Consider the following 22,803-nt stretch of genomic DNA (forward strand, 5'->3'; position numbering starts at 1 on the left):
TCCACCGCTGATCCACAGTCGACCACGTACAGCCGAGCGGCTGGGGCTTTGGAGGTGTTCACCGTCGCTCCTCAGTCAACTACTTATAAAAACTCGAGCGACGGAAACCGTCCCTACACCGACAACGACTACTTATAAGCGGTTCTCGCGCCCGGGGTCGACGTCGATGGCGTCCACGGGGCAGACGTCGACACAGAGCATACAGTCGATACACTGGTCCTCGTCGGCGGGGCTCGCCTTCCGCTCGGATTCCGGATGCCCCGGCGTCTCGACCCACTCGAACACGTCGACCGGACAGTCCTCCAGACAGGCGCCGTCTGCGAGACAGATGTCGAAGTCGACGGCGACGTGGGTGCCGCGGATCCCCTGCTTGTCCGGCGGTTCGACGGGACCCCAGACGGCGACCCCGTCCTCCTCGCCGACGTGCTCGCGGTTCGTTTCGAAGTTCGGGTCGATGGCCATCGTTGCCACCGCTTCGCCGCTCGCGGGTTTAAACTCCGCGACGAACGGATTCGGTCGGCCGAGCGGAACGGTCGTCGGCGCCGCCGAGCGCGGTCCGGTTCACGGGTGCGCGTAGTACGCCACGAGGTCCTCGGAGCCGTGCGGGCCGTCGTCCTCGTCGGTCGCCTCAGAGTCCAACGCGTCGATCCGGGCGAAGCCGACGCGGACGAACTGGACGACCGTATCGGGGTCCACGTCCGCGAGCGCGGGCTCAGCGATCCCGCGCACGTCGCCGTCGACCGTCCGCAGGAGGGTGTCGAGCCCCTCCTCGGCCGGCGCCCAGTGGATCACGTCCACGTCGCCCTCGCGGACGATCTCGATGTCGGCGTCGAGGAAGGCCAGTTCGTCGCCCTCGTAGCGGACGGGGCCGTACCCCTTCAGCCAGACGCGCTCGCCCTCGGGCGGGAGGTCGGAGGACTCGACGACGACGCGGCCGGCTGGCACCTCGCGCTCGCCCCGGTCCGGGTGTTCGGGGTGGAACCGCGGGTGGCCGGCCTCGGGCGCGGGCGCGTCGCCGTCGACGATCGGCAGCTCCACGGCGGGGTCGTCCTCGCGGTCGCGCACGAGGAAGTAGCGGTTCGCCCCGTCGTCGACCAGGTCGCGGTTGTTCGCGTAGACGGACGACATCGCGAGGTCGACGTCGGAGGTGGACATCCCGAGATCGGTCATCGAGTCGACGAGCGCCCGCCCCTGAATCCCGCGGCGACGCATCGATTGAATGGTCGGCGCGCGGGGGTCGTCCCAGCCGGTCAGCTCGCCGTCCTCGATGAGTTCCTTGATCGTCGACGTCGACAGCTTCACGTCGTACTCGTCGACCTGGACGTGACCCCAGTGGAGCACCTCGGGGTACTCCCAGCCGAAGTAGTCGTAGACGAACCGCTGGCGCTTCGCGGAGTCCTGGAGGTCGATGCCGCGGATGATGTGCGTGACGCCCGTGAGGTGGTCGTCGACGCCGGACTGGAAGTCGAGCATGGGCCAGCAGCGGTACTCGCTGGCTTCCTCGCGCGGGTGCGGCGTGTCGATCATCCGGAACGCGACCCAGTCGCGAAGCGCGGGGTTCTTGTGCTCGATGTCGGTCTTCACGCGGAGGACCATCTCCCCGGAGCCGTACTCGCCGTCGACCATCGCCGCGAACTCCTCGCGGACCGTCTCGGCGTCCTTCTCGCGGTGCGGGCACGCCTCGCCCGCGTTCTTCAGCTCGGAGAACGCCTCGCCGGAACACGAGCAGGTGTACGCGCCCCCGAGGTCGATCAGCTCGCGGGCGTTGTCGTAGTACGTCTCCAGCCGGTCCGAGGCCCGAATCACGCGGTCGGGCTCGAAGCCGAGGTACTCGATGTCCTCCAAGATGGCGTCGTACGCGTCGAGGTCGGGCCGCTTCGTCTCCGGGTCGGTGTCGTCGAACCGGCAGATGAACTCGCCGTCGTAGCGCTCCTTGTACGTCCCGATGACGGCGGGCATCCGCGCGTGGCCGACGTGCCACGGGCCGTTCGGGTTCGGCGCGGCGCGCATCACGACCTCGCCGGCCTCGGCGTTCGGGAGGTCGGGGAGGACGTGCTCGTCCGCCTCGTCGTCGGCCTCCAGCTCCGCGAGCTTCTCTGGGGCGAGCTCGCCGAGCCGCTCCCGTCGCTCGGCCTCGTCCATCTCGCCGACCCGGTCGACGACCGGCGCGAGGACGCCCGGAATCTCGTCGCCGTGCGGGCGGAACTCGGGGTTCTCGCCCATGATCGGGCCCATGATCGCGCCCACGTCCGGGTCGCTGCCGTGCTTGAGCGCGTTGTAAAGCGCCGCGGCCTCGCCGGCCGCCGCGACGCGCTCGCGGAGTTCGTCGTCCATGCGCGTCGCTTGTCGGGGTCGGGTCAAAAGCGCCGCGAAACGGCGGGGAGGGGCTGGTCCCGGAGCGGCGCGGGCGAGGCGGGCACCGCGGGCCACGCTCGGAGCGCGGGCGGCGGCCGCGGCGGCGCGCCGCGTCGGCCCGGGACGGCGGGTAGGGGCACTCGACACGAGCGGTCGGACGGGCTTAAACGACCGAGACCGTTCACGCCGGTAACGCCCCGATACCGCCGTGAACGGTCGAGACGCTTTTTACCGACCGGGCCCGACGGGCGCGGTCGGTCGCCGCGGTAAGCGGGCGTCGACGCCGGACGGACCGAACCGGTTCGTCGCCTTGATAGTCGCCGGGGGCGTGGTAGACGCATGAGCGTCGCGCCGGGAGCCGTCGGAACGCGAGGGGGAGCGCGGTGGTAGGACCCATCTCCGAGGCGGAGCGGGAGGCCGGGAACCGGAAGGTCAAGCTCGTGCTGCTCGCGATCGTCACGGTCACGCCGCCGCTTATCGCCCTCCAGTTGGACCCGACGCCGGTCCAGCTCCTGGCCGCGGCCGGGGCCGGGTTCCTCCTCGGTCTCGTGGTCGTCTGGTACCTCGGGCGGCTCGCGGCGGAGTTCGCCGGCAGCGGGCGGCGGCCGCGGCGACGGCGCTGAGGTCGACCGCGCTCCTTCCGCCGACCGAGTCGACCGCGCTCCTTCCGCCGACGCCGATCCGTCAGTCGGCGCTTCGCTCGGCGCCGCGGGCCGGTTCGATGAGGGATCCGGTCTTCTCGCCCGCGACGGCGCGTGAACTCGACAGCGGTGAGACGCTCACCTCGCCCTCGACGGCCGCGCGGCGGTCCGAACCGGGATCGTCCTGGACGTTTCCCCGCAGGAACTCGCGCCAGAAGCGGTCGCGCAGCTCCATCCCCATCTCGCCGCGCCGCTCGCCGAACTCCCAGCCCTCGGGGACGTTCTCCTCGTCCGGCCCCTCCTCGCCCGGGCGGAACTCGATCACGTCGAAGCCGCGAGCGGGCTCGGTCAGCCGGTAGGTCGGATTCTCCGCCGCCTCGTCGTCGGCAGCGGGGACGTTGACGTTCAACACGTCGGCGCCGAACGGAAGTTCGAGGTCGCCGCCGCCCGCTCCGTCGCCGGCGTCGCGTTCCGCGCGGTCGAGCAGGTCGACGACCGCCTCGCCGGCGACCGCGAAGTCGTCGTTGTCGAGCGTCGGCGGCACGGGGAGGTTGCCGCGGTCGTACAGCGAGACTGCGATCGCGGGCGTGCCGAGGAAGGAGGCCTCCATCGCGGCGCCGACGGTACCGGACTGGCCGAGGATGTGCGCGCCGATGTTCGGCCCGTGGTTGCAGCCGGAGACGACGGCGTCGGGATCGAGCCCGAGCGCCACGTCCGCGACCGCGACGCAGTCAGCGGGGGTCCCCTCGACCGCGTAGCCGCGGTCCGTCTCGGTGTAGTCGACCGTCGTTTCCCACCACGAGCGCGCGCCGCCGACGCCGGACTGGTTCGTCGCGGGCGCGACGACCGTCACGTCGTAGTCGCGAGAGAGCGCGTCCGCGAGCGCCCGGATCCCGACGGCGTCGATCCCGTCGTCGTTGGTGAGCAGGATCTCGGTTGTCACGCGTCACCGTGCGAGGCGGCGGGAGAAAACGTCGCCGGTCCGGAGCGAACGCGGAACGCGGACGGAGACGGCATCGCAGGCGTCGGCCGGGTGGTACTCCGAGTGGTCAGTCGGAGGGCTCGGGGAGTAGAAGCGGGGATCAGCCGGGGATCAGTCGGCCGCGACTCGACGCGACGAGGTGGCCAGATCGAGCACCTCGTCGAAGAAGCCAAGCGAGTCGTGCGGGCCGGGGTTCGCCTCGGGGTGGTACTGGCGGGTGATGACGTCGAGTTCCTCGCTGTCGAGCCCCTCGACGGTGTCGTCGTTGACGTTCACCTGCGTCACCTCCAACGGTCCGGTGTCGTCGACCGTGTAACCGTGGTTTTGGGTGGTCATCACGACTCTGTCCGTCCGGAGGTCCTTGACCGGCTGGTTGACGCCGCGGTGGCCGAACGCCATCTTCTCGGTCGAGCCGCCGAGCGCGCTCGTGATCACCTGCTGGCCGAGGCAGATGCCGGCCAGCGGCACCTCGCCCGCGAACTCGTCGACCACGTCCTGCGCGGCGACGAAGTTCTCCGGGTCGCCGGGGCCGTTCGAGACGAAGAGCACGTCGGGGTCGACGGCGGCCACGTCCTCGGGAGTTGCGTCGTACGGGAGGACGTGGACGTCCGCGCCGCGGTCGGTGAGCGAGGAGACGATCGAGCCCTTCGCGCCGCAGTCGAGCAGGGCCACGTCGACGTCGGCGTCGCCGTCCCCCTCGTAGGCGGTCGGCTCCGTCACGGACACCTGCGCGCCGATGTCGACGTGGTCGCTCATCGGCTCGCACGCCTCCATCTCCGCGACCGCGTCCTCGGGAGTCGCGTCCGGCCCGGCGGCGATCCCGCAGGCCATCGCGCCCTCCTCGCGGACCGTGGTGACGATCTCGCGGGTGTCGACGTGGTCGACGGCGGGCGCGCCCTCCTCGGTGAGCCACTCGGCGACGTCGTCGGTCAGCTCGCGGGCGATCGCCGCGTTCGGCTGGACCGACTCGGACTCGAACCGCTCGGTTCGGACGCCGTAGTTCCCGATGAGAGGGTACGAGAAGGTGAGGATCTGTTCGGCGTAGGAGGGGTCGGTGAGCGACTCCTCGTAGCCGGTGTACGCGGTCGTGAACACCAGTTCGCCGCGGGTCCGCCCCGGCGCACGGGCGCGCGCTTCGAGCACGCGTCCGTCGGCCAGCGCGATGTAGGCGTCCGACATTACGAGATACGTACGTGTAGTGGATAATAAATGCGTCGTTCGAAGGTTCGTTACGATATTCGTAACGGGTAAGGCGGCGGGTGAGAGAAGATCGGGTATGGACGACCTCGACCGACGGATCCTCTCGATCCTGCGACGGGACGCGCGGACCCCCTACACGGAGATCGCGGACCGGGTGGGGACCTCCGAGGGGACCGTGCGCAACCGCGTCGACCGCATGACCGAAGAGGGCGTGATCGAGCGGTTCACGGTCACGACCCGCACCGGGAACGTGAAAGCGATGATCGAGATATCGGTGGAGATGAACGTCAACACCGACGAGGTCGGCCAGCGGATGGTGGAGTGGGAGGAGGTCGACTTCGTCTGGCAGGTGTCGGGCGAGGAGGACGTGGTCCTCGTCGTCGACGCGGTCGACACCCGCGCGGTCAACGAGCTGATCACGCAGGCCCGCGAGATGGACGAGGTCAAGTCGACGAAGACGCGGCTCATCCTCGACGAGCGGCTCGGGTAGGCGAGCGGCGACCGTTTACATGTAACTCCGCGGCGGCGCGCCTGCGAGCGGCCGCCGGCGGCGGCCGCGAGCCAGCCCGCGAGGGAGTCGGTGGTCCGTCGCTCCGCTCCGAACCACCGACAGGGCGAGAGCTTCGCTCTCGCTTGAAACCGGACGTAGTCCGGCGACGAGGCTGGGGAGGCGTGAGGTGCGGAGCGGTGCGGCTGGGCGGGGCTCAAAGGGGCTTCGGCGGTGTTCACCGTCGATCTACGGACAACTGCCGTTTATAAGTACAGACGCCGCTCGCGCTCGCAGTCGAAAAACGAGGGAAGTCGCTGAACGCGAGGTCGACGCCGCCGGCCGAGGCTTACGCCAGCTCGTCGATCTGCTCGACGACGGCGTCCGCGAACTCGCTCGTCGCGAGCTTCTCGCCGCCCTCGATCTGCCGGTGGAGGTCGTAGGTGACCTGGCCGGACGCGATCGTCTCCTCGACGGCGTCGCGCACGAGGTCCGCGGCGTCGGACCAGCCGATGTAGTCGAGCATCTCGCGGCCCGAGAGGATCATCGCGGTGGGGTTCACCTTGTCCTCGCCGGCGTACTTGGGCGCGGAGCCGTGGACGGGCTCGGCGAGACAGCGACCGTGACCGCGGTTGATGCCGGGCGCGATGCCGAGCCCGCCGATCTGCGCGCCGGCGGCGTCGGACATGTAATCGCCGTTGAGGTTCATCGTCGCGATGACCGAGTACTCGTCGGTGCGGGTCAACAGCTGCTGGAGCATGTTGTCCGCGATGCGGTCGTTGACGACGACGGTGCCATCGGGCTGCTCGCCGTCGTACTCGTCCCAGAGCTGGTCCTCCGTGATCACGTCCTCGCCGTACTCCTCCTCGGCGACCTCGTAGCCCCAGTCGCGGAAGGCGCCCTCGGTGAACTTCATGATGTTCCCCTTGTGGACGAGGGTGACCGAGTCGCGGTCGTTGGCGACCGCGTAGTCGATCGCCTCGCGGATGAGGCGCTTCGAGCCGAACTCGGAGATGGGTTTGACGCCGATGCCGACCGGGCCGTCGTGGATGACATCGGCGACCTCCATGTCGTCTTCGAGGAACTCGCGTACCGCCTCGACCTCGTCGGTGCCGGCCTCCCACTCGATGCCGGCGTAGACGTCCTCCGTGTTCTCACGGAAGGTGATCATGTCCATCTCCTCCGGGCTCTTGACCGGCGACGGAACGCCCTCGATGTAGTACGTCGGGCGGACGTTCGCGTAGAGGTCGAGCGTCTTTCGGAGCGCGACGTTCAGCGAGCGGAAGCCGGCGCCGACCGGCGTCGTCAGCGGGCCCTTGATCGCGACGCGGTGGTCGCGGATGGCCGAGACGGTGTCCTCGGGGAGGTTCTCGTCGTACATCTCGCGGGCGCTCCCGCCGGCGTAGACGCGCATCCACGCGATGGATCGACCCGTCGCCTCGGCGGCTGCGTCGAGTACCCGCTGTGCGGCCGGCCCGACGTCGGTGCCGATTCCGTCGCCGTGGATGATCGGGATGATCGGGTTGGACGGAACGTTCAGCTCGCCGGTCTCCTCGTCGGCGAGCGTGATGGCTTCGCCGTCGTCGGGGACGTCGACCTTATCGTAGCTCATGAACGTCCGCCGATTCAGTTGGGCCCCTAAAGTGCCTGCCGTTTTCGGCGTGAGCGTCGCGCTCGCAGCGTTTGCCGGTTTCGGCGCGCGCTCGCCGCCGCGTCTGACCGCCTCGATCGTCCCCCGACTCAGACCGGCTCGACCTCGACGTCGAACATCGACCGCCAGCGGTAGCGGCGGCCGCCCCAGACGAACGTCCGGCGCGCGAACGCGTACGCCATCAGCGGCGGGGCGATCAACACGCCGGGCGCCGCGAGCAGGAACGTCGCGCGCCGGACCCCGAACCGGGCGTAGGCGACGCCGGCGAGCGCCGTGACGAGGGTCACGCCGGCGACCGGTGCGAATAGACAGATCGCGGCCATGACGACGCCGAAGAGGACGTTGAACGCGGTCGCCGCCGGCGCGTGGTGCCGAGTGATCGACAGGAAGCGGACGAACCGCTCCAGCGATCCGCGGAGCGAACCGCCGGCTCGGACGCGTCGCGTCCGGTCGACCGCGGTCACGTCGAGGTGCTCGCTGAGCGTCCCGTCGTCGCTGACCGTCCGCCTGAGGTCTCGGCGGAACGCCGCCTCGCCGTCGCGGAGGTCGCCGCGCTCGAATATCACCGCGCCGCCCCACGCGACCCCGGCCGCGAACACCGCGAGCGTCCCGCCGATGACGTACGCCGGCTCGAACAGCCGGGCGAGCGGGTCCGGCCCGACGAACACCGGGAGCTCCGTCGTGGGCCCCTGCCGGTCGTAGTCGTCGTCGAGCGTCGCCACCCAGTCCGGCGGGTGGTGGAAGTCGTCGTCGGTCCAGGCGATCCGATCGTTCGCGGCCGCCGCCATCCCGACCGCTATCGCGTTCGCCTTCCCGGAGCACCCCTCGGGCTCGCCCGCGATCAGGACGCGGACCCGGTCGGGGAGGTCGCCGCGCCGGTCCGCGACGGGGTCGTCCGGGGAGTCGCAGATCACGAGGAGCTCGTCGCTGCCCTCGGCGTGGAACGCCCCCGGGCCCCGGAGCTGTGCTGCGACCTCGTCGCAGGCGTCGGTCCAGCGGACGGTCGGCAGCAGCACCGACACGGGCGTCGGACTCGCCGCCGCGGTCGGATCCGAATCGGTCACGCCGATCCGTTCGCGCGGCGAGGGCTAAACGGTCACGGCGTCGAACACGAGCGCGTCCCGAGCTCGTCGACGCGGGTCTCACCGGTCTCGACGTCGACGTCGACCGCCGAGACCGTGACCGACCGGATCGGAGCGCCGTCCTCGCCCGCGAACTCAGCCGCGCGGTCGCAGAGGTGTGCGAGCACCGGCCCGACGCGGTTCGGGTCGGGATCGTCCGCGAGCCGGGTGAGGAACTTCCGCCAGCGCGCGGTCGGGTAGGCGCGGGCGTCGGACGGCGGCCGGTCGCGTGCGACCCGGTCGCCGTAGAGGGCGTCGATCCGGTCGCCGTCGGCGGTCGTCGCGGTCGCCAGGACGAGCGCGTCGGTCGAGGGGGGATCGGGCGCGAACATGTCCCAACCCCTCTCGGTCGGGTCCGACACCGACGCGACCGGCCCGGGCGCCTCGACGAGCCCGAGCGCCATCCCGTTCCATGCGACGAGCGCGACGAGGAGGACCGCGGCCAGGGCCGGGACCGCGGCCGCGGCCCACCCGCGGAGGACCCGGATCGGTCCGTCTCCGATCGGCGGACCGGCGGCCCCGGGCGCGCCCGGAAGGCGACGAAGTCGCTCGGCCGCCGGAGCGACCGCGCGCTCGACCCGGTCCCAGACGAACGGCGGGAAGAAGGGGACCAGCGCGGTCGCGGAGACGACGGAGAAGACGCCGATCTGGAGCGTGAGGGCCATCGAGAGGTGCGCCGCGAGGAGCGTCCCCGCGAGCGCCGCCCGGATCCGGCCGGCGGCCGCGATCAGCAGCGGGGACGTGACGAGGAGCGCGAGCCAACCGTAGGTGGCCGCCGAAAGCAGGACTGGCCACTTGGGGACGAGCCCCCCGAGCGGGCCGTGGAGGTAGGTGAGCCGGAAGACGAGCCCGACGGCCTCGCCCGCGGGCCAGGTCGTCCCGCGGAACTTCGCGACCGCGTTGGAGACGTACACCACGACCGCGAGGGACAGGAGGAGCGCCGAGGCGGGACCGGCGACGCGGTCGGCCGCGACAGCGACGCGGTCGGCCGGGGTGGCCGCCGTCGACTCCGGCGAGTCGGTCGTCGAGTCCGCGATCTCGGCGCCGCTGCGTCGGACCGCGTCGAGCGACCAGCGCGCGCCGAGCGGACACAACAGCCCGGCGCCGAGCAGCTGGAGGAGGAGGGTGTCGCCGGCGTTGAGGACGAACGGGTTCCGCGCCTGAAGCGACGCGAGCAGGAGCAGAGAGACCGCGGTCGCGACGCGGGTCCGATACCCGACCGCGAGCGCGACGGCGACGACCGCGGCGAGGGCGAACAGCAGGGAGACGACCCGCGGGTCGCCGGAGAGGGCGTGGAGCGAGAGGCGGGCGCCGAGCGGGCGCGCCTCGGAGAGCGTCGCCCGCGGGAGGACGCCCGCGTCGGTGTAGAAGGCGGTGAGGTTCCGCGCGCGGAGCGCGAGGTCGACGAGGAGGACGACGCCGAGCGCGATTCGGAACGCGGCGAGCGCGCGCGGGTCGATCCCGAGGCGGCGTCGGATCGCGGCGCGGAGTCGCGGGGCGAGGCGCTCGCGGCTCGTTGACCTCCCGGCGCCGGCGGAATCGGCGGTCGTCACGGTTGCCGTCGGATCGCCCAGCGGCGGGAATAGGTCTTGCGGCGTCGACGCGCGGACGCCGGGCGACTCCCCGCGGTCGCCGCCGGGTTCCGGGCGCTTATGTGGCCGCCGCGGCAGCCCCCCGTATGCGAGTCATCGTCCACGGCGGCGCCGGCGGCACTCCAGACGACCCGGAGCCCAGACAGGCGGTCCTCGACGAGGCGGCCGCTCGCGGCGCCGACGCCGTGACGCCGCTCGACGCGGTGGAGTCCGCGGTCGGCGTCCTCGAAGCGGATCCGCGGTTCAACGCGGGCGTCGGCGGCGCAATACAGTCGGACGGCGCCGTCCGTACCGACGCCGGGGTGATGACCTCGGACCGCGAGATCGGCGCGGCCTGCTCGATGCCCGGCGTCGAACGCGCGGCGAGCGTCGCCCGCGTCGTCCACACGGAGACGCCCCATATCTTCGTCTCGGGCGGCCACGCCGTCGATCTCGCGGACGAATTCGGCGTCGAGACGGGCGTCGACCTGCTCACCGACGAGACGCGGGAGCGCTACGAGGCCGAGGACCCGCCGCGGGGCGGTCCCCGCGAGCACCTCGGCTGGCTCGCCTCGCGGTTCGGCTCGGGCGACGACCAGGCGGGCGGAGGGTCGGAAGACGGCGCGAAGGGCGACGCGCCCGACCACGACACGGTCGGCGCGGTGGCGACCGACGGCGAGGCGTTCGCGGCGGTGACCTCCACCGGCGGCCGGTCGTTCGCGCTCGCCGGCCGCGTCGGCGACGTGCCGCAGGTCGGCTCGGGCTTCTTCTGCACCGAGGCGGGCGGCGCGAGCGCGACGGGGGCCGGCGAGGACATCGCCCGCGTGACGCTCTCGCGGCGCGCCGTCGACCACCTCGACGACGGACTCGACGCCCAACAGGCGGCCGACCGCGCGATCGAGGAGTTCGAGGAGATCACCGGGTCGGGGGCGGGCGTCATCGTCCTCGGCGACGAAGGGGCGGGGAGCGCGTTCAACACCGAGGGAATGCAGACGAGCGTCGCTGATACGTAGCTGACAGCGGACTGGCGGCGTGAGCTTCCGAAGCGCCGGCCGCTCGTTGGAAACCGTGTCCGGCGGTGAACCGCCTCGGGGTCAAGCCCCGAGGCACTCGGCCTGCTCCGCCTACAGACCCGGCGAGGGCTTGCGCGACTCGCGGCCCCGAAGGCGGCCGCTCGCGGGCACGCGCCGGTCGTGAGGATCGATTGAGCGTCGTCGATCGCTGACAGACAAATTCGCGGCTCGATCCCGGTTCACCGCGACGCCCGCGGAGGCGAGGATACAAATCCGGCGGCCGCCTTGCGCCGGTATGGTAACCTTCCTCGCCGGGGGGACGGGCACGCCGAAGCTCCTCGACGGCGCAGCTCGGGTGTGGGACCCGGCCGAGACCGCGGTCGTCGCCAACACGGGCGACGACGTCGAGATCGGCGGCCACCTCGTCTGCCCCGACGTCGACACCGTGCTGTTCGCGGGCGGCGGCGTCCTCGACCGCGAGACGTGGTGGGGGATCGACGGCGACACGACCGCGACCCACGAGGAGCTCTCCCGACTCGCGGCCGCGGCCGGGGACGCGATCGAGGGCGAGCCGGGCGCTCCCCGCTACCTCGACGACGCGGTACAGACCGCGGGCCGCGAGCTCGCCCGCTGGCGGCGGTTCTCGGCGGTCGGTGAGTTCATGGAGATCGGCGACCGCGACCGCGCGGTCCACCTCACGCGCACGAGCCTGCTCGACGAGGGGAAGTCGCTCACCGAAGCGGTCCGAGTCCTCGCGGACGCGTTCGACCTCGACGTCGACCTCCTCCCGATGTCCGACGAGCCGGTCGCGACGCTGATCCACACCGAGGGCGGCGAGACGCTCCACTTCCAGGCGTACTGGGTCGCGCGCCGCGGCGAGCCGCCGGTCGCCGACGTGGAGTTCCGAGGCGCGGACGACGCCGAGCCGACCGACGCGGTCGTCGAGGCGCTCGCGGACCCGGTCGTGATCGGTCCCTCGAACCCCGTGACGAGCCTCGGGCCGATGCTGGCGCTGCCCGGCTTCGAGCGCGCGCTCCGGGAGACGCCGGTGGTCGCCGTCTCGCCGTTCGTCGGCGACGAGGTGTTCTCCGGGCCGGCGGCGGAGCTGATGTCGGGCGTCGGCCGCGAACCGTCGACGGCGGGCGTCGCGGAGGCGTACCCCTTCGCGGACGCGTTCGTCCTCGACGAGGCGGACCGGACCGACCTCGACCGCCACGTCGAGCGCACAGACACGCGGATCGACGACGCGGACGACGCCGAGCGCGTCGCTCTGGCCTGCGAGCGCGCCCTGGAAGCGGTCGCCGGCGACGCGCCGGCTTCCCGGGCTCCGCGGGGGGGTGGGAAGTGACCCGGGGACCCCTCCTCGTCGCCGCGAGCCTCAGCGGGGCCGCGGACGCCGAGTGGGCCCGCGCCGCGGCCGACCACGTCGACGTCGCGCTCCTCGGCGGGGTCGCGATCGACCCGGTGAGCCGGGCGGCCGCCCGGGACCTCGTCTCGCGCGGGCGAGACGAGTTCCTCCCCGCCGACCCGCTCGCCTTCGCCGCCGATCAGCTCGACGCGCTCGCGGACGCGCCGGTTCGACCCGGGGTCAACGTCCGGAGCGCGACCCGGGGTCCGGTCCGCGAAGCGGCGAAGGTCTGCGCCGACCGCGGCGCGGTCTGTGAGATCAACGCCCACTGCCGGCAGCCCGAACTGCGCGCGGTCGGCTGCGGCGAGTCCCTCCTCCGCGATCCCGGTCGCCTCGCGCGGTACGTCGCCGCCGCGGCCGAGACGGACGCGACGACGAGCGTGAAGGTCCGCGCCGAGGTCCCCGGTGTCGACCTCGTCGCGGTCGCGGAGACCGCCGCGGACGCCGGCGCGGACTGGCTCCACGTCGACGCGATGGACTCGGAGGCGGTGATCGCCGATATCGCGACGGCGGTCGACGCGGCGCCCGAGAGGGGCGACGGGGACGGCCTCGCTGACCTGACGCTCGTCGCCAACAACGGCGTTCGCGGCCGGGAGACCGTCGCGGAGTACGCCGCGTACGGCGCGGACGCGGTGAGCGTCGGCCGCCCGACGGAGGACCCGCCCGCCCTCGCGCGCGTCGGTGACGCGGTCGAGGCGTGGCGTTCGGGGACGGTGTCGAGGGGCGGCGACAAGGCGGATCCCGAACGGGAGGCGAGACCGTGAGCCGGGACGCGCGAGGGGGCCGGCGACCCACCGACCCCGTCGACGACGCGACGCTGGCGCTCCTGGTAGAGGTGGCCGGCACGCCGAAGCCGGGGAACGTCGACCGGCGTCGCGACCTCGACGACCTGCGGTTCGAGTCGTTCCTCGGCGGCGCGGTCGGCGCCCGAGAGGGGCTCGAACTGGCGGCGGGCGAGGGTCCCGGAGACGAGGTCGCATCGGTCGGCGGCGCCTTCGAGCGCGCCGTCTCCGGGATGGCCGAGCGCGCGCGCACGAACACGCAGTTCGGCTGTCTGCTGCTCCTGGTCCCGTTGGTACGGGCGGCAGCGGACTCCGACCGCGAACTCTCGCCCGCCGGCGTCGACGCGGTCTGCCGGGCGACGACCGTCGACGACGCGGTCGCCTTCTACCGCGCGTTCGAGGTCGTCGACGTCGCGGTCGACGACCCGCCGCCGGGCGCCGACGACCTCGACGTGCGCCGCGGAGGCGACGCCGAGCCCGCCGTCCGCGAGCGCGAGATGACCCTGCGCGACGTGCTGGCGCTGTCCGCGGCGCCGAGTGATTCGGCGGAGGCGACCGATTCGGCGGAGGCGAACCGCGTCCCAGACCGCAACGCCGCGGAGTGGACCGAGGGGTTCCCGCGGACGTTCCGCGCGGCCGAGTGGATCCTGACCGACGAGGGGCCCCTCGCGGACCGGGCCGCGCGGGCGTTCCTGGGACTGCTCGCGGCGGGGCCCGACACGCTGGTCGCGTCGACGCAGGGGGCGGAGACGGCCCGCGAGGCGAGCGCGCGGGCGGCGGCGCTGCTGGGAGTGGAGTCGGCGGGACCGGACGGCATCGGCGGCGTCGACGCGGTCCCGGCAGAGGCCGTTCACGGGGCCGACCTCGCCGCCGCGGAGGTGCTCGCGGAGGCGTTCGTCGACGAGGGAATAAACCCCGGGACGACCGCCGACCTCACCTGCGCGGCGCTGTTCGTCGCGCTCCGACGGGGCGCGGAGGTGGCGCCGTGAGCGACGAACGGGGGGCAGACCCCTCCGGCGTCGTCCCCGACGGCTGGCCGGTCCCGCTCCGCGGCGTCACCGAATCCGTCGTGACGACGCGCGGCCCGAACGACCGGTGGAACGTCGCGGCGCTGGGACTTCACGCGCCGGACGACCCCGACGGTCCCGTCACCGCGCGAACCTACGGACGCACTCGCACGTGGCGGAACTTCACCGAGCGCGGCGGCGGCGTGGTCCAGTTCACCGTCGACCCGCGGACGTTCGTCGACGCGGCGCTGACGGTCCGGGAAGTCGACGCGGCGGTCCTCCCGAGCGCCGACGCGTGGGTCGAGGTCGATGTCGAAGAGGTCGCGGTCGAGACCGAGGGCGACACCACGGTCCGGACGTGGGCGCTGTCGCCGGTCGAGTCGGAGGTCGTGACCGAGCGCGTGCCGACGGTGAACCGCGGGTTCGGCGCGGTCGTCGACGCCACGGTGGCCGCCTCGCGGCTGGACGTGCCGGCGTTCGACGCCGACGAGCTACTGGAGCGACTGGAGTACTTCGCGGACGTGGTGGAACGCTGCGGCGGACCGGCCGAGCGCGAGGCGTTCGCGCGGATCGACGAGGCGACCGGCTGGCGGGAGCGCGACCGGTCCTGACGGCGCGGGGGCGGCGCGGCGAGCCGGACCCGAGCCGCGGTGACCGGGGCTCGCGGCCGCTCACGGCGGAACGAACCCTTTTAGTTCGGGCCGCCGGTACCGCTCGGTATGGCCATCAAACCCAAGTACATCAAGCAGCTCGGGACCGTCCTGCTGGAGCGGTACCCCGACTCGTTCAACACCGACTTCGAGACGAACAAGGAGAGCGTCACCGCCCTGACCACCGTCGAGTCGAAGGGCGTCCGCAACCGCATCGCCGGCTACGTCACGCAGAAGAAGGCGCAGGCGGCGAACCACGCCTAACCGTTCGGATTCGAGCCGAGACAGGTTCCGCTGACGGGCGGCGTCGGCCGACACGTTAAGTCAGGAGCCGCGGCCACCCCACCTCGATGGACGCGCTCGTGCGGCCGGTGGTCGATCCGACGTTCGCGGCCGGCGCGCTCGCGTTTCTGCTCGGCGGCGTCGCACTCGGGACCGCGAGCGGGCTGGTCCCCGGGCTCCACGCCAACAACTTCGCGCTCCTCCTGGCCGGGTTCGCCCCGTCGGTGCCCGCGGACCCGCTGTTCGTCGGCGTCGCGATGCTCGGCGCCGGCGTCGTCCACTCGTTCCTCGACATCGTTCCCGCGCTCGCGCTCGGCGTGCCGGACGCCGCGACCGCGGTCGCCGCCCTCCCCGGGCACCGGTTGGTGATCGCGGGCCGGGGGCGCGAGGCGGTCCGTCTCTCCGCGGTCGGCTCCGGGCTGGCGGTCGCGCTCGCGGTCCCGCTGGCGGTCCCGATCACGTGGCTCATGGTTCGGGGGTACCCGACGCTGCGCGCGCACCTGCCGCTGCTGCTCGCCGGCGTCGTCGCCCTGCTCGTGCTCACGGAGTCGTCGCGGCGGGCCGCGGTCGGCGGCCTCGTCGCGTTCCTCGCGAGCGCCGCGCTCGGACTGGCGACGCTCGACGCCGACCCCGCGGCGCCGCTGTCGACCGGGGGCGTCCTGGCGCCGCTTTTCGCCGGGCTGTTCGGCGTCCCGGTCCTCGTCGACGCGCTCGGCGGGGAGGGGGTTCCGCCGCAGGCGGACCCGCGGATCGCGATGGACGCCCGCGACCTCGGGACGAGCGCGGGAGCCGGATCGCTCGCGGGAGCCCTGGTCGGGTACGTCCCGGGCGTGTCGGCCGCCATCGCCGCCGTGGCCGCGATGCCCGCGGTGCCGCGCGCGTCGGCCGACCGCGGGTTCGTCGTGGCGACGAGCGGCGCGAGCACGGCGAACACGATATTCGCACTGTTCGCGCTGGTCGCGCTCGAGACACCGCGGACGGGCGTGACCGTCGCGCTCGACCGGGCCGGCGTGCCGTTCGCGCTGCCGATACTGCTCGTCGCGGCCGCGACGGCCGCCTGCTTCGGGTTCTCGCTGGTCGTGCTGGTCGGTGACCCGTACCTGCGGATCGTCGGGAACGCCGACTACACCCGGCTCTCGGTCGGGGTGTTGGGGCTGCTCGCGCTCCTCTCGTACGCGTTCGCCGGGATGTTCGGCGTCGGCGTCCTCCTCGTCGCCGGCGCGCTGGGGCTCGTTCCGCCGCGGGTCGGAGCGCGCCGCGTCCATCTCATGGGCGTGTTGATCGGACCGCTGATCGTCGGGTGAGACTCCCCACGGGACCGCGACGGTCCGCCGTGAGCGCGCCTATCGAGCGGTGCGGTATCGAGGCGCACGCCGCTCGCGGGGCAAAGAACAACGGTTAAAAGTCGCGCGCTGGTGAGTAGACGTATGAGCCAGAGCGACTCTCAGGGTACCCCGCAGTGCGTCTCCTGTGGGATCCAGGTGTCCGGCATGAACGCCGCGCGGTTCTCCTGTCCGGACTGCGGCGCCACCATCTACCGGTGCTCGAAGTGCCGGAAGCAGAGCAACCTCTACGAGTGCCACGACTGCGGCTTCCGGGGGCCGTAAGATGGGCGACGTCGCCGCCAAGATCAAGGTCATGCCGAACAGCCCCGAGGTCGACCTCGACGACCTCCAGGACCGTCTGGAAGAGGTCCTCCCCGAGGGCGCGAAGATCCGCGGCTTCGAGCGCGACGACGTCGCGTTCGGGCTGGTCGCGCTCCTCCCGACCGTCATCGTCCCCGACGGCGCGGGCGGCACGGAAGCCGTCGAGGAGGCGTTCTCGCAGGTCGAGAAGGTCGAATCCGTCGCGGTCGAGAACGTCGGTCGCCTGTAGAGCGCCGACGCTAGCGCGTCGCCGTCAGCGACGCTCGCGGTCCGATTCTGCGGCTTCGTTCGTCTCGGAGAGCGGCCGCTCCGGCGTTCGCGACCGGCCCGTCGCCGTGACGCTGCCGTCGGCCGGCTACCGGCCCGACTCGTAGAACTCCTCGCGGTACACGCGCCCGAAAGCGTTGCGGCGCAGGGTGCTGGCCGCCGCGTCCGGCTCCTCCTGATACGTGGCCGCGATCACCGCGTCCGCGAAGGGGACCGGATGCCAGACGACGTTGTCGACGTTGTCGGAGCCGATCCGCACCACGTCCTCGTCGTCGAACTCGCTGGCCGCGAGCCACTCGTCGAACTCGTCGCCCTCACCGACGTGGACCGCGAGCAGTTCGGCGAACGTCGCGTCGCGGGCGGTCCGGATCACCTCGGGCGTGACGCGCTCGTCGTACTCGTCGGCGTCGAACGACATCGCCTTCGTCGCCTCGCGGACGACCACCTGCGCGACGGGCCCGACCTCCTCGTACCGTTCGAGCGCGTCGGCGCGGGTCTCCGGGGCGAACGTGCCTCTGGTCTCCATGCCCGGAGTTGGCCGAGGGGCGGGAAGGGCGTTCCGCTACGAGTCGGGGGCGTCGGCGTCGTCCGCTTCGTCTTCCGCGCCCGCGTCGCCGTCGTCCGCGGCCCCCTCCCGGGTCAGCTCGCGCGCTTCGCGGAGCGCCTCGGCGACGGTCGGGTCGTCGACCGCGTCGGGGTCCGGGACGCCCGCGTCGGGGGCGGGATCCGGGTCGGCGCCGTGGTCGTGAGCGGAGCCGTGACCGTGGTCGTGGCCGTGGTCCGAGGAGGCCGCCTCTCCGCCCGAGCCCATCCCCACGTCCGGGCGGCCGCGCGGGACGGTGTCCTCGAACACCTCGTCGTACTCGGCGTCCTCGGCGTGCGGCGTCACCTCGGCGGCGAGCGCCGTCGGTTCCCGCTCGCTCCAGTCGTCGACGCGCTCGTCGAGCCACGACTCGTGGTCGCCGCCGTGGAGCATCGCCGTGAACGCGAGGTGGTGCGCGAGGTGTTCGCCGTCGCGCTGCGGCGTGTCGCAGACCGGGCACGCGTATCCCATGTCGAGCGGTGGTAGGCGAGTGGGGTGTAAAGTCGCGTCGGACGTGCGCTCTCTTCCGGGCGACGGGTCCTGCCGGGCCTCGCGCGCGTTCGGCGCCGACGGGACGATTTTTTGCGGTCGCGCCCGAACGGGGCGGTATGCGAGAGCGACGGGCCCTCGAAGCCCTCATCGGGACGTACGTCGCGACGGTCGCGACGCCCGCCCTCGCGCTGTCGGGCCGGTCGCCCGCGCTGAGTGTGACACGGATTCCCGCGCTCGCCGCGGCCGGCGCCGTCGTCGCCGTCGTCGTCGCGGTCGCCGCTCGGCGGATCGACGACATCGCGGGCGCCGCCGCGACGCTACCCGTGGCGGTCGCCTCGGTCGTCCCGGCGCTCGCCTACCTACCGTACATGGTCTTGGCGACGACTCCCGGGTCCGCCGCGGCGCGCGTCGCCGCGGTCGGGCTCCTCGCCGTGCTCCCCGGGATCGGCGTTCCGGTGGGCGGCGCGGTCCTTCGGAGCCGGCGCGTCCGCGAGGCCGCGACGGAGGTGGCGGTCGTCACCGTCGGCGGGACCGACGACGAGGGGCGGGACTGGCCGGTCCTCGCCGGCGGCGCGGTCCTCGCCGGCTCGCTCGTGGCCGTCGCCGCGTTCCTCGCGGTGACGGTCGACGGCGGCTTCGAAGCGGTCTGGCCGGCGTTCGGCGGCGTCTCGACGACGTTCCTCCTCCTCTTCGGAGACGACGGTTCGGAGGTGGCCGTGACCGACGAGGGGCTCCGCGTCGACCGGGCGGTCACGGGCTGGGACGACCTCGACGGGTACCGGGTGACCGACGAGCGGATCGAACTCGTCCGTTCGCGGTGGTACCTCCCCGCCCGGACCTTCGAGCGGGAACGGATCAGCGACGAGGACGCGCTCCTCGAAGGGCTCGGCGAGTTCCTGCCGCGCCTCGATCGGCACGGACGCGTCGAGGCGGGACCGACACGGTAACGCGTCGAGGCGGGACCGCGCCGCGGGGTCGGCACGGTAACGCGTCGAGGCGGGGCCGCGCCGCGGAGTCGGCGCGGGGCCGGCTCCTCGCGGGCGCGCCGCTCAGACGGCCGCCGTCACCGGCGACGCTGACGCTACGATAACAGCAACTTTATCACTCGCACGGGGCGAAATTCGCATAAGACTGCTCCGTTAGGAGGTTCAACAGTGACTGAAGCCAACACACAACCGGAGGTGAACATCGGTCTCGTCGGTCACGTCGACCACGGGAAGACCACGCTGGTACAGGCGTTGTCCGGCTCGTGGACCGACCAGCACAGCGAGGAGATGAAACGCGGCATCTCGATCCGGCTGGGGTACGCGGATGCGACGTTCCGCCGCTGTCCCGGCGTCGACGAGCCCGAGTGTTACACCGTCGACGAGGAGTGCGAGGACGGCTCCGCGAGCGAGCCGGTCCGCACGGTGTCGTTCGTCGACGCGCCCGGCCACGAGACGCTGATGGCGACGATGCTCTCGGGCGCCTCGATCATGGACGGGGCGGTCCTCGTCGTGAGCGCGACCGAGGACGTCCCGCAGGCCCAGACGGAAGAACACCTGATGGCGCTCGATCTCATCGGGATCGAGAACATCGTCATCGCGCAGAACAAGGTCGACCTGGTCGACCGCGACCGCGCCGTCGACAACTACGAGCAGATCCGGGAGTTCGTCGAGGGCACCGTCGCGGAGGACGCGCCGATCGTCCCCGTGTCGGCCCAACAGGAGGTCAACATGGACCTCCTCATCGACGCGGTCGAGTCCGAGATCCCGACCCCGGACCGCGACCCGGACGAGAGCGCCCGGATGTACGCGGCCCGCTCGTTCGACATCAACCGTCCGGGCGCGAGCGCCGAGGACCTCAAGGGCGGCGTCGTCGGCGGCTCGCTGGTCCGCGGCGAGCTGTCGGTCGGCGACGGGCTGGAGATCCGACCGGGGCGCGAGGTCGACGAGGAGGGCCAGACCGAGTGGCGGCCGCTGGAGACGACCGTCCGGTCGCTCCAGGCCGGCAGCAACGACGTCGAGACCGCCCGCCCCGGCGGACTCTTGGGCGTCGGAACGGGGCTCGACCCGAGCCTGACGAAGGGCGACGCCCTCGCCGGCCAGGTCGCCGGCGAACCGGGGACGCTCCCGCCGACTCGCGAGGAGTTCGAGATGACGGTCGACCTCCTCGACCGCGTCGTCGGCAAGGAGGACGACGAGAGCGGCGAGAGCGACATCGAGGAGATCAGCACCGGAGAGCCCCTGATGCTCACGGTGGGCACGGCGACGACGGTCGGCGCCGTGACGAGCGCGCGCGACGGCGAGTGCGAAGTGAGCCTCAAACGGCCGGTCTGCGCGGAGGCGGGCGCCCAGATCGCGATCAACCGGCGCGTCGGCGCGCGCTGGCGACTCATCGGCGTCGGGACGCTGACGTAGCGTGGCCGACGACGCCCGCGCGGACCGTCCGGAGTCGAGCCCCGCGGGCGACGCGCGCGCCGAGGGCCTCGCGGGAGACGGCTCCGAGGGAATTCCGGTCATCGCGCTCGACGCGAGCGCCCTGATGGCCCCGGTCGAGGCCGATCTCCGACTGTTCGAGGAGTTGGATCGGCTCCTCGGGGGCTACGAAGTCGTCGTTCCGGCGGCGGTGATCGCGGAACTCGACGGCCTCCAGGGCGGCAACGGCGCGGCGGCGACCGCCGCGAGCGTGGGCGCGGACCTCGCGGAGCGGGCGGAGACGGTGGCAACGAACGAATCGTACGCCGACGACGCGCTCGTCGCCCTGGCCGCGGCCGGCCGGGTCGACGCCGTCGTCACGGTCGACGGACCCCTCGCGAACCGGGTGCTGGCCGCGGACGCACCAGTAATCGGTTTAAGGGGTCGGAACACACTGGCGATAACGGAACCCTAGCGGCCGCGGACAACCAACAACATGTACAAACGAGTTCGACTCAAGGACACGGTCGAGGTCCCGCCGAAGCACCTGGCGGACGTCACCGACGAGCGGGTGAAAGCGCTGCTTCAAGACAAGCTGGAAGGACGGATGGACGAGGACGTCGGCAGCGTCGTGAGCGTCATCGAGGTTCACGACATCGGCGATGGCGCGGTGTTACACAACCGCCCCGGCGTCTACTACGAGGCGGAGTTCGACGCGCTCACTTACGACCCCGACATGCAGGAGGTCGCGGACGGCACCGTCGTCGAGACGGTGGAGTTCGGGGCCTTCGTCGGGATCGGCCCGGTGGACGGGCTGCTCCACGTCTCGCAGATCACCGACGAGTACCTCACGTTCGACGGCGCGAACCAGCAGCTCGCCTCGTCGGACTCGGACAAGACGCTCGGCGTCGACGACGCCGTGCGCGTCCGCGTCGTCACCAAGAGCATCGACGAGCGCAACCCGCGCGACTCGAAGATCGGGCTCACGGCGAAACAGCCGGGCCTCGGCAAACACGACTGGCTCGAGGGGCAGCGGAAACACCGCGAACAGACCGGTGAGGAGGCCGACTGATGGCCGAGGACCGCCTGGCGTGTCGCGAGTGTCACCACGTCAACGACCCGGACGCCCAGACCTGCGCGCTCTGCGGGTCGTCGTCGCTGACGGAGGACTGGGCGGGCTACGTCATCATCACCAAGCCCGCGGACAGCCAGATCGCCGAGGAAATGAACGTCTCCGATGCGGGCGCGTACGCGCTCAAGGTCCGGTAACCCACGCGGCGACGCCGGAGGAACCGATGACAGACGCACCTGACCCGCTTGTCACGCTGCCCGAATCGCTGCGCGACGCGTTCAAGGAGCCGCTGGGACCGGTGACGACGGACGCCGCCGCCCTTCTAGATGGCGTCGACGAGACCCGCGAGCGACACGGCTCGCCGGAGGAGGGGCCCCCACAGCTGATCGCGGTCGGCGACGTGGTCACCTACCACCTCCGGGAGGCCGGTCGCGTCCCGGACGTCGCGCTGGTCGACGGGAAGACGGAGCGCGAGGCGGTTCGCGAGGAGATCGAGACCGCGCTCGCGGCCACGGAGGAGCGGCGCATTCCCGTCGGGAACCCGGCTGCCGCGCTGTCGGCGGCGCTGCTCGGCGCGCTCGCCGAGGCGCTCGCGACGGACGAGCCGGTGACGATCGAGGTGGCCGGCGAGGAGGACCTGGCGGCGCTGCCGGCGATGCTGGCGGCGCCGCTCGGGTCGACGGTCGTCTACGGCCAGCCCGGCGAGGGGATGGTCCGGGTCGCGGTCACGTCCGAGGCCCGTCGGCGGGCGCGGGACCTGTTCGAGGGGCTGGCAGGCGACACGGCGGCCGCGTACGACGTTCTCGGCGTCGACCCGGACGGGTTCGACGACGGCGACGGGGGGTAGGGGACGGCCGGTCGGCGTCACTCGCGGTCGACGGCGACGACGGTCGCCGCGAGGACGGCGAGCCCGGCCACCAGCCCGACCCCGGTCACCAGCCGCGGCGTCACCGGGACCGTCGAGACGGAGAGGTACGGCTCGACGCCGCTGCGCCGGAGCCCGGCGAGCGCCTCGACGCCCCAGTGCCCACTCGCCAGCAGGGCGAGGCCGACGCCGACACCGAGGCCGCCGGTGACGAACCCGACCCCCGTGAGCGCGTCCTCCATCGCGAGGAACGACCAGACCGCGTCGTCCGTCGGCTCGGGGCCGCGCGCGAGGCGCCGGTGGAGCGCGACGAGCCCGAGGCCGGCGAGGCC

General features: G+C 72.5%; 26 protein-coding genes and 1 pseudogene. 17 read left to right on the top strand and 10 right to left on the bottom strand.

Annotation, left to right across the window (positions count from 1 at the left end; all coding sequences use genetic code 11):
• Window positions 1-132 precede the first annotated feature (132 nt).
• A complete protein-coding gene (locus EXE45_RS14405; RefSeq protein WP_092919966.1) occupies window positions 133-462 on the bottom strand; it encodes a ferredoxin family protein in 330 nt (109 codons plus the stop codon).
• A 99-nt stretch (window positions 463-561) separates the two neighbouring features.
• Window positions 562-2,334: a glutamate--tRNA ligase gene (locus EXE45_RS14410; protein ID WP_137694740.1), complete on the bottom strand. Its 1,773-nt coding sequence runs from the start codon at window positions 2,332-2,334 to the stop codon at window positions 562-564.
• A gap of 404 nt (window positions 2,335-2,738) precedes the next feature.
• Between EXE45_RS14410 and EXE45_RS14415 the strand changes: the two genes are divergently transcribed.
• Window positions 2,739-2,978 carry a hypothetical protein gene (locus tag EXE45_RS14415; protein ID WP_092919964.1) on the top strand — a complete coding sequence of 80 codons (240 nt, stop codon included), beginning with the start codon at window positions 2,739-2,741 and terminating at the stop codon, window positions 2,976-2,978.
• Between the two features lie 61 nt (window positions 2,979-3,039).
• Here EXE45_RS14415 and surE read toward each other — a convergent pair whose 3' ends face one another.
• Complete coding sequence (gene surE, locus EXE45_RS14420) at window positions 3,040-3,939, bottom strand: 5'/3'-nucleotidase SurE (RefSeq protein ID WP_092919963.1); 900 nt, start codon at window positions 3,937-3,939, stop codon at window positions 3,040-3,042.
• 150 nt (window positions 3,940-4,089) lie between these two features.
• Window positions 4,090-5,157: a glutamine-hydrolyzing carbamoyl-phosphate synthase small subunit gene (gene carA, locus EXE45_RS14425; protein WP_137694741.1), complete on the bottom strand. Its 1,068-nt coding sequence runs from the start codon at window positions 5,155-5,157 to the stop codon at window positions 4,090-4,092.
• Between the two features lie 97 nt (window positions 5,158-5,254).
• Here carA and EXE45_RS14430 point away from each other — a divergent pair, with 97 nt between their 5' ends.
• On the top strand, window positions 5,255-5,668 hold the full coding sequence (locus EXE45_RS14430; RefSeq protein ID WP_092919961.1) for an Lrp/AsnC family transcriptional regulator: 414 nt from the start codon (window positions 5,255-5,257) through the stop codon (window positions 5,666-5,668).
• Window positions 5,669-6,014: 346 nt separating this feature from the next.
• On the opposite strand, the gene icd is transcribed toward EXE45_RS14430, so the two are convergent.
• From icd to EXE45_RS14445, 3 genes are all read right to left on the bottom strand, one after another.
• A complete protein-coding gene (gene icd, locus EXE45_RS14435) occupies window positions 6,015-7,277 on the bottom strand; it encodes an isocitrate dehydrogenase (NADP(+)) (protein WP_137694742.1) in 1,263 nt (420 codons plus the stop codon).
• 128 nt (window positions 7,278-7,405) lie between these two features.
• On the bottom strand, window positions 7,406-8,380 hold the full coding sequence (locus tag EXE45_RS14440; RefSeq protein WP_092919959.1) for a glycosyltransferase: 975 nt from the start codon (window positions 8,378-8,380) through the stop codon (window positions 7,406-7,408).
• 32 nt (window positions 8,381-8,412) lie between these two features.
• Window positions 8,413-9,990: an HTTM domain-containing protein gene (locus EXE45_RS14445; protein WP_137694743.1), complete on the bottom strand. Its 1,578-nt coding sequence runs from the start codon at window positions 9,988-9,990 to the stop codon at window positions 8,413-8,415.
• A gap of 125 nt (window positions 9,991-10,115) precedes the next feature.
• Between EXE45_RS14445 and EXE45_RS14450 the strand changes: the two genes are divergently transcribed.
• From EXE45_RS14450 to EXE45_RS14490, 9 genes are all read left to right on the top strand, one after another.
• Window positions 10,116-11,021 carry an isoaspartyl peptidase/L-asparaginase gene (locus tag EXE45_RS14450; protein WP_092919957.1) on the top strand — a complete coding sequence of 302 codons (906 nt, stop codon included), beginning with the start codon at window positions 10,116-10,118 and terminating at the stop codon, window positions 11,019-11,021.
• 295 nt (window positions 11,022-11,316) lie between these two features.
• On the top strand, window positions 11,317-12,369 hold the full coding sequence (gene cofD / locus EXE45_RS14455; protein ID WP_092919956.1) for a 2-phospho-L-lactate transferase: 1,053 nt from the start codon (window positions 11,317-11,319) through the stop codon (window positions 12,367-12,369).
• Window positions 12,366-13,193, top strand: a complete 828-nt coding sequence (locus tag EXE45_RS14460; RefSeq protein WP_137694744.1) for a tRNA-dihydrouridine synthase — start codon at window positions 12,366-12,368, stop codon at window positions 13,191-13,193. The genes cofD and EXE45_RS14460 overlap by 4 nt, the downstream gene beginning before the upstream one ends.
• On the top strand, window positions 13,190-14,200 hold the full coding sequence (locus EXE45_RS14465; RefSeq protein WP_137694745.1) for a triphosphoribosyl-dephospho-CoA synthase: 1,011 nt from the start codon (window positions 13,190-13,192) through the stop codon (window positions 14,198-14,200). The genes EXE45_RS14460 and EXE45_RS14465 overlap by 4 nt, the downstream gene beginning before the upstream one ends.
• Complete coding sequence (locus EXE45_RS14470; protein WP_137694746.1) at window positions 14,197-14,829, top strand: DUF447 domain-containing protein; 633 nt, start codon at window positions 14,197-14,199, stop codon at window positions 14,827-14,829. Before EXE45_RS14465 ends, EXE45_RS14470 begins: the two co-directional genes overlap by 4 nt.
• A 108-nt stretch (window positions 14,830-14,937) precedes the next feature.
• Window positions 14,938-15,132 (top strand): 30S ribosomal protein S17e, encoded by a 195-nt coding sequence (locus EXE45_RS14475; RefSeq protein WP_092919952.1) that lies wholly within the window; start codon window positions 14,938-14,940, stop codon window positions 15,130-15,132.
• Window positions 15,133-15,218: 86 nt separating this feature from the next.
• Window positions 15,219-16,454, top strand: a complete 1,236-nt coding sequence (locus EXE45_RS14480; RefSeq protein WP_137694747.1) for a tripartite tricarboxylate transporter permease — start codon at window positions 15,219-15,221, stop codon at window positions 16,452-16,454.
• 123 nt (window positions 16,455-16,577) lie between these two features.
• Window positions 16,578-16,757, top strand: coding sequence for an HVO_2753 family zinc finger protein (locus EXE45_RS14485; RefSeq protein WP_092919950.1), 180 nt, complete (start codon window positions 16,578-16,580; stop codon window positions 16,755-16,757).
• Window position 16,758: 1 nt separating this feature from the next.
• Window positions 16,759-17,025, top strand: coding sequence for an elongation factor 1-beta (locus EXE45_RS14490; RefSeq protein ID WP_092919949.1), 267 nt, complete (start codon window positions 16,759-16,761; stop codon window positions 17,023-17,025).
• A gap of 126 nt (window positions 17,026-17,151) precedes the next feature.
• Here EXE45_RS14490 and EXE45_RS14495 read toward each other — a convergent pair whose 3' ends face one another.
• Both EXE45_RS14495 and EXE45_RS14500 read right to left on the bottom strand, forming a co-directional pair.
• Window positions 17,152-17,589 (bottom strand): DUF5809 family protein, encoded by a 438-nt coding sequence (locus EXE45_RS14495; RefSeq protein ID WP_092919948.1) that lies wholly within the window; start codon window positions 17,587-17,589, stop codon window positions 17,152-17,154.
• A gap of 36 nt (window positions 17,590-17,625) precedes the next feature.
• Window positions 17,626-18,117: a DUF5810 domain-containing protein gene (locus EXE45_RS14500; RefSeq protein ID WP_137694748.1), complete on the bottom strand. Its 492-nt coding sequence runs from the start codon at window positions 18,115-18,117 to the stop codon at window positions 17,626-17,628.
• Between the two features lie 137 nt (window positions 18,118-18,254).
• Here EXE45_RS14500 and EXE45_RS14505 point away from each other — a divergent pair, with 137 nt between their 5' ends.
• The 6 genes from EXE45_RS14505 to EXE45_RS14530 all read left to right on the top strand — a co-directional run bounded on the left by EXE45_RS14505 (window position 18,255) and on the right by EXE45_RS14530 (window position 22,453).
• On the top strand, window positions 18,255-19,085 hold the full coding sequence (locus EXE45_RS14505) for a hypothetical protein (RefSeq protein ID WP_092919946.1): 831 nt from the start codon (window positions 18,255-18,257) through the stop codon (window positions 19,083-19,085).
• Between the two features lie 207 nt (window positions 19,086-19,292).
• Complete coding sequence (locus EXE45_RS14510; protein ID WP_092919945.1) at window positions 19,293-20,537, top strand: translation initiation factor IF-2 subunit gamma; 1,245 nt, start codon at window positions 19,293-19,295, stop codon at window positions 20,535-20,537.
• A gap of 1 nt (window position 20,538) precedes the next feature.
• The gene (locus tag EXE45_RS14515) at window positions 20,539-21,009 is read left to right on the top strand and encodes a PIN domain-containing protein (protein ID WP_092919944.1); all 471 of its coding nucleotides are present in this window, start codon (window positions 20,539-20,541) and stop codon (window positions 21,007-21,009) included.
• Between the two features lie 21 nt (window positions 21,010-21,030).
• Complete coding sequence (locus EXE45_RS14520) at window positions 21,031-21,606, top strand: DNA-directed RNA polymerase (protein WP_092919943.1); 576 nt, start codon at window positions 21,031-21,033, stop codon at window positions 21,604-21,606.
• Entirely contained in the window at window positions 21,606-21,803 is a 198-nt protein-coding gene (spt4, locus tag EXE45_RS14525) for a transcription elongation factor subunit Spt4 (protein ID WP_137694749.1), read from the top strand. Before EXE45_RS14520 ends, spt4 begins: the two co-directional genes overlap by 1 nt.
• 26 nt (window positions 21,804-21,829) lie before the next feature.
• The gene (locus EXE45_RS14530; RefSeq protein ID WP_137694750.1) at window positions 21,830-22,453 is read left to right on the top strand and encodes a GTP-dependent dephospho-CoA kinase family protein; all 624 of its coding nucleotides are present in this window, start codon (window positions 21,830-21,832) and stop codon (window positions 22,451-22,453) included.
• Between the two features lie 17 nt (window positions 22,454-22,470).
• On the opposite strand, the pseudogene EXE45_RS14535 reads toward EXE45_RS14530, so the two are convergent.
• Window positions 22,471-22,803 (bottom strand): annotated as a pseudogene (locus EXE45_RS14535) (hypothetical protein); the annotation flags it as partial.

The organism is Halorubrum sp. SP9 (assembly GCF_005435015.1).
GTDB classification, from domain to species: Archaea; Halobacteriota; Halobacteria; order Halobacteriales; family Haloferacaceae; genus Halorubrum; species Halorubrum sodomense.